This is a genomic window from Streptomyces sp. NPDC043861, assembly GCF_056435905.1.
In genome coordinates, this window is the sequence record NZ_JBWKDP010000028.1 from 1 (window position 1) to 6,422 (window position 6,422).

At 71.1% G+C, this 6,422-nt stretch carries 3 protein-coding genes; all 3 read right to left on the reverse strand.

Annotation, left to right across the window (positions count from 1 at the left end):
• Positions 1-4,760: amino acid adenylation domain-containing protein (locus AC068D_RS35470; RefSeq protein WP_478827275.1), on the reverse strand; the 4,760-nt coding region annotated here is incomplete at its 3' end.
• A 591-nt stretch (positions 4,761-5,351) separates the two neighbouring features.
• The gene (locus AC068D_RS35475; protein WP_478827276.1) at positions 5,352-5,519 is read right to left on the reverse strand and encodes a hypothetical protein; all 168 of its coding nucleotides are present in this window, start codon (positions 5,517-5,519) and stop codon (positions 5,352-5,354) included.
• 261 nt (positions 5,520-5,780) lie between these two features.
• A partial coding sequence (locus AC068D_RS35480; RefSeq protein ID WP_478827277.1) for an AMP-binding enzyme occupies positions 5,781-6,422 on the reverse strand: 642 nt, incomplete at its 5' end.

A 6,422-nucleotide genomic window follows, 5' to 3' on the forward strand; every position in this document is an offset into this window, starting at 1 on the left:
TCCACACCATCCGCAACCACAGCCACCGCATCCGGCCTCCGGCCCACCTGCCCAGCAAACAACCCAGGCACCAGCGAACCCGCGAACCCGACCTCGGTGTCGTTCCACTCCACCAGCACCCGACGACGCTCAGCATCACCGAGCACGTCCACGCCGCTCAGCGGCGCATCCGCCCCGCCGTCGAGGGCCGCTTCGAGCGCCACCACGAGGTTGGCGACGGCCACGTGCATCAGTTCGCTGACGGCTTGCGGGTCGATGGGGGCGATCGCGTCGATCGCCAGCTCCAGGGCGTCCCCGTCGTCCGTCACCGCGACGGACAGTGGGTAGTTGGTGCGGTCGTGCTCGAAGACCATCCGAACGCCGGTGATCGGGTCGCCCGGAGCAGTCCCCTCGGCATGCGCGCCCCGGTCACTCTGGCTGTGGCGGTAGTTGAAGAAGGAAGTGAACAACGGACTGTTACCGGGTACTCCGCTGGCGCGCTGAGCCAGCGCCAGCGACGCATGCTCGTGCTCCAGCAGCTCGGCCAGCTGGCCGCGCATCGCCGACACTGCCTCCAGGGCGCCGAGTTCACCGGTCGGCAGGCGCACCGGGAGGGTGTTCATGAACGGGCCCGGGACGCGGTCGGAACCTGCGCCGGCATTCATGCGGCCGAACAGGACGGTCCCGAACACCACGTCCGTGCGGCCGGAGACCGCCGCGAGTACGCGTGCCCAGGCGACGTGCAGAACAGGTGCCGAGCTGACGCCCATGCGCCGCGCGATCTCCCGGATACGACGCGTCAGTTGCTGCGGCAGGGCGAGTCCGCCGCGCACGACGCCGCTTCCGTCACCGAGTGCGTCGAACAGGCCGTACGGTGCGGTGGGTTCGGTGACGTCGCCCAGCAGCTCTGCGAAGTAGCGCTCGTGCTCGGATTCGTCGACGCCGCCGCGCGCCTGGGCCACGAAGTTGCGGAAGGGGAGCGGCTCCGCCAGCTCGTCGCCACGCCCGGTGAGGAAGGCGTGCACCTCCTCCAGCAGAACCTCCTTCGCAGTGTGGTCCTGCACCATGTGGTGCATACGGAGCAGAGCGAGCCACGGCTCGTTGGTCTCGGTGTGCGGTGCGCGGGCCACGTGCAAGCCGATCAACGGAGCCCGGCTGAGGTCCATCGCAGCGCTGCCGAGCGCCACCAACTCGGCGACCGGATCGGCGCCGTGCGGGTCGAGGGACACCTCGTCCACGGACAGCTCGGCACGGCGCCACACCACCTGGACCGGTTCGCGCAGGCCGTCCCAGACGATGCCGGTGCGCAGGATGTCGTGCCGGTCGACCACTCGCTGCAGGGCGCGAAGGAAGCCGTCGAGGTGATCGCGCGAGTCGAACGCGAGGACGGTCGGCAGGGCATACGCGTCCTCGCCGCTGCCGGCGAGCAGGTGGTGGAAGAGCAGGCCCTCCTGGAGCGGGGCGAGCGGATAGACGTCAGCGATGTTCGCCGCGCCGCCCTCGACGGTCGCGACGATCCGCTCGATCTCCTCCGCTGTGAGGTCCACCAGCGGCAGCATCTGCGGGGTAATGGCGGTCGCGCTGGCGGGGATCAGGTTCTCGGGCACCGTGACCTGGGCCGCGCCGCCGGACAGCGCGAGTCCGGCCGGGGTCGGGCTCTCGAACAGAGCGCGCACGGAGACGGCGACACCGCGGGCGCGCAGCCGCTCGACGAGACGGACCGCCAGCAGCGAGTGGCCGCCGAGGGTGAAGAAGTTGTCGTCGACGCCGACCCGTTCCAGGCCGAGGGCCTCGGCGAACTCCTCGCACAGGATGCGCTCCTGGCGGCCGGCCGGGCGCCGGCCCGCCCCGGCCGTGTACTCCGGGGCCGGCAGTGCCTTGCGGTCGAGCTTGCCGTTGACCGTCAGCGGCAGCGCGTCCAGCAGCACGACGGCTGACGGGACCATGTACTGCGGCAGCCTCGAGCCGACGAACTCGGTCACCGAGGAGGCCAGTTCGGCTCCGTCCGACTCGCCCGCCGCGACCGCATAGGCGACGAGACGCACGTCTCCGGGAGTGTCCTCCCGCGGGACGACTGCAGCCCGGGCGATCCCCGGGTGGGCGGCGACCGCGGACTGGACCTCACCGGGCTCGATCCGGAAGCCGCGGATCTTGACCTGCTCGTCTGCGCGGCCGGCGAAGACCAGCCGGCCGTCCTCCGTCCAGCGCACCAGGTCGCCGGTCCGGTAGAGGCGCTCGCCGGGTGCGTACGGGGACGCGACGAACCGCTCCGCCGTGAGGTCCGGGCGTCCGACGTACCCGCGGGCCAGCTGCGCCCCGCCGATGTAGAGCTCGCCCGTCACGCCGGGCGCGACTGGCTGCAGTCTGCCGTCCAGGACGTACATCCGGGTGTTGGCCACCGGGCCCCCGAAAGGCACCGCGCCGGTGCCGTCCGGGTCGACCTGTCCGACCGCGGTGATCACGGCCGCCTCGGTCGGGCCGTAGGCGTGGACGAGGCGGCGGTCGCGGGCCCATGCCCGGGCCAGCACGGGGTCGATGCCCTCGGAGCCGACGACCATGGCGCCTACCCCCGCCAGGTCCTCCAGGTCCAGTACCGCGAGCAGGGAGGGGACCAGGCTGGCGGAGCGGACTTCGGCCGACTTCACGAGGCCGCGCAGCAACGCGGGTTCGGACCGCTCGGTCGCGCTCGCCACGACCAGGGTGCCGCCCTGGGCCAGGGTGACCGCGACGTCCAGCACGGAAGCGTCGAAGTTGAACGAGGCGAACTGGAGGACCGGGACGCCCGGGCCCACCTCCATCAGCGGGCCGAAAACCGACACCAGGTTGGCCAGGGCGCCGTGTCCGGTCGCGACCCCCTTCGGTCGGCCGGTCGACCCCGAGGTGTAGATCACGTAGGCCAGTCCGTCCTGGGTGACCAAGGTGTGCGGAGCCGTGGCGGGAAGGGCGGCGAGCTCGGCCGCCTCCTGCGGGTCGTCGAGCCACACGACCCGGTCCGCGTCGAGCCCGGCGGCGACGCCGTCGGCCGTGTCCCGTGTGCTCAGCACCACCCCGGCGCTGCTGTCGTCGAGGATGAACGCCAGCCGGTCCGCCGGGTGCTCGGGGTCGAGGGGGACATAGGCGCCGCCGGTCTTCCACACGGCGAGGATCGCCACCACGATGTCGACGCCGCGCGGCAGGCAGAGGCCCACCACCGATTCGGCGCCCACGCCGAGTGCGGCCAGCCGACGGGCGAGCCGGTTGGCCTGCGCATCGAGTTCGGCGTACGTGACCTCCGTGCCCTCGTACACCACCGCGACGGCTTCCGGGGTCCTCTCGACGTGCGCCGCGAACCGCTCGGGCAGCATGCCGGGCCCGACCTCGCCCGCGGTGTCGTTCCAGTCGGTCAGCAGTCGCTCACGTTCGGCCGCGCCGAGGATGTCGACGGTGTTGATCGGGGCCTGCGGCGCGGCGGTCAGCTGCTCGACGACCCGGCCCAGACGCTCGGCGAGCCGGACGGCGGAAGCGGCCTCGAACAGGTCCGCGTTGACGATCACCGAGCCGTGCAGGCCGCCGGGGGCACCAGCTTCGTCGAAGGTCTCCTCGGCGGTGATCTCCAGGTCGAACTTGGAGATCGCGCCGGCCGGTGCCGCCTGGGACGGTCCCGCGGGCAGCCCCGCGTCGCCCCGCGCGCCGAGGTCGACCTCGGCGCGGGCGAGGTTCTCCACGCTGAGCATCACCTGGAACAGCGGGTGGCGGGCCAGCGAGCGGGTCGGGGCGAGCTCCTCGACGAGCTTTTCGAACGGGACGTCCTGGTGCTCGAAGGCCGACAGGTTCGTCTCGCGCACTCGCGCGAGCAGCTCGGTGAACGTCGGGTCACCGGACACGTCGGTGCGCAGCACGAGGCTGTTGACGAAGAAGCCGACGAGGTCACGCAGTCCCACGTCGGTGCGGCCGGCCACCGCCGTGCCGATCGGGAGGTCGGTCCCCGCCCCGAGCTTGGACAGCAGCACGGCGAGTGCGGCCTGCAGCACCATGAAGACGGTCACGCCCTCGGCCCGGGCAAGCTCCGCGAGCCGGGCGTGCGCCTCGGCGGGGATCGCCAGCGGGGTGCTGTGGCCGCGGTAGGAGGCCACCTGCGGGCGGATGTGATCGTACGGGAGCTCCAACTCCTCCGGCGCACCGGCCAGTGCGCCCCGCCAGTGCCCGATCTGACGGCCCACCAGACTGTCCGGGTCGTCCAGGTCGCCGAGCAGCTCGCGCTGCCAGAGGGTGTAGTCGGCGTACTGGACGGCCAGCGGCTCCCACTGCGGCGCCCGGCCCTCACGGCGCGCCGCGTAGGCGGTGGAGACGTCGTCGGCCAGCGGGCGCATCGAGTAGCCGTCGCCGGCGATGTGGTGCACGACCACGGCCAGCACATACTGCGCCGGGCCGGTGGTGAACAGCCATGCCTTGATGGGCAGTTCGGTTGACAGGTCGAAGGCGTACCCGGACACGCCGGCCAGCGCGCCGGCAATATCGGCCGATGTCCCGGAGCCGTCGCCGTCGGTCAGATCCACCTGCTGGAGGGCCCAGTCGAGGTCCTCGATGTCATGGATGTGCTGGTACGGCTCGCCGTCGGCCACGGCGACCGTGGTCCGCAGGACCTCGTGCCTTTCGAGGACATCGCACAGTGCCGCCGCGAGCGCATCCCGGTCCAGGTCACCGGCCAGCGGCAGCGCGAGTGGAATGTTGTAGTTGGCGCTCGGCCCTTCGAGCTGCTGAATGAACCACAACCGACGCTGCGCGAATGACAACGGAATCATCAGGACCCCTCCTGCTTACGTCCTGGCCGCGACGTCGGCCGAGGCTGACTGGTGAACTCCGGCTGCCGCTCTCCGTGCACGGGCCGGCTTGCCCGACAGCGCCGGTGGGCACGGCTGTGCAGACCGCCCGGCTTCCTTCTCCGTACGGTCCGGCCTCTTATGACCGCTGATGCACAGGCCCTCGGTCGATGACGGCAGCCGGCAGCGCCGCATCGACACAGTTTTCGATCCGGGCCTACGCCCTCTGTTTCATCTATCGGTAATACGGGGCACGACGGCTTCCCCGGCAGTCACTATGGCTCACGGTCCGGCGGTGATCAATGTTCGGCCTGTGCGCCCCTGCACCACCCCTGGGCAGCGGGATCGAAGTAGCGGGAGGGGGGTGTTCAACTGCCTTCCCGGGGCAGTTGAACAGCGCAGGAGGCCTTTGACGGACAGTCGGTCGAGGGTTCCTGGTTCCCGGTTCGGGAAGGGCCGGTTCGCCCGGTGGATCGTTGCCGGCAAACGCGGCCCCTTGGGACCGCGGCAAGGCACGGGGCCGATGCAGCCCGTGCGCGCAGACGACGTCCAACGGTTCGCCACTCACCGGTCTCAGCGGTCCGACGAGAGGATCATCAGCACAGTGGCACCCAGCGCCATGGTGGCGAGGACGGCCCAGACCGCGTCCGCCCCACGGCCGCGGCTCGTCGGCTCCGTCGCGTCGGACCACACTTGCAGCGGGTGAAGGCCACGATCGCGCCGAGGGCGGTCAATCGTCACGGAGATCACCTGACCTTCACAGCCATCACCGCGTACTCACCGAGGCTCGTAAAGAACCGATGGCGGCGCAGACGTTGACAACCGGCTGGGGGCATAGCCGCTTGGATTGATCCGCCCATCGCCCCGAGCCTGTGGAAGCACGCCTGCTGTTCCGCGTCAACCCCCGGCGAGTCGCCGGGCTGTTGACGGTCGGCCGCCGCATCCGAACTGCGGCGGCCGCCGTCGATGGCTCACCACACTGATCCGATCAGTGCGGCTTCATCACCGGCCGCTCCGATCACGCATCGGCCGCAGGGCCGGCCGTGTCGACTTCTCGGTCCCGAACTGCTTTGCGAGGCGGGCCACGGTCGGCGAGTCGAACAGCGCCCGGATCTGGACGTCGACGCCCAGAGCGGCACGGATCCGCGCGACGAGTTCGACGGCCAGCAGGGAGTGGCCGCCGAGTTCGAAGAAGTCGTCGTCGACGCCCACCTTCTCCAGGCCCAGGACCTCGGCGAACGCCTGGCACAGGATTTCCTCCTGCCGGTTGGCCGGTGCCCGGCCGGTGCCCGCTCCCGCCGCGTAGTCCGGGGCGGGCAGGGCCTTGCGGTCGAGTTTCCCGTTGCCGGTCAACGGCAACGCGTCCAGGACCACGACCGCGGACGGCACCATGTGTTCCGGGAGTCGCTGGGCCGCGAACGTCCGCAGCTGGTCCGACAGGTCGTCGACCCCGTCATCGTCGGCGACGACGTAGGCGACAAGGCGGGTGTCTCCGGGGACGTCCTCACGGGCGATCACCGCAGCCTGCGCCACCTGCGGATGCGCAGCGACGACGGCCTCGACCTCGCCCGGCTCGATCCGGAACCCACGAACCTTCACCTGCTCGTCCGCACGCCCCAGGAACTCCAACTCACCATCCGCACG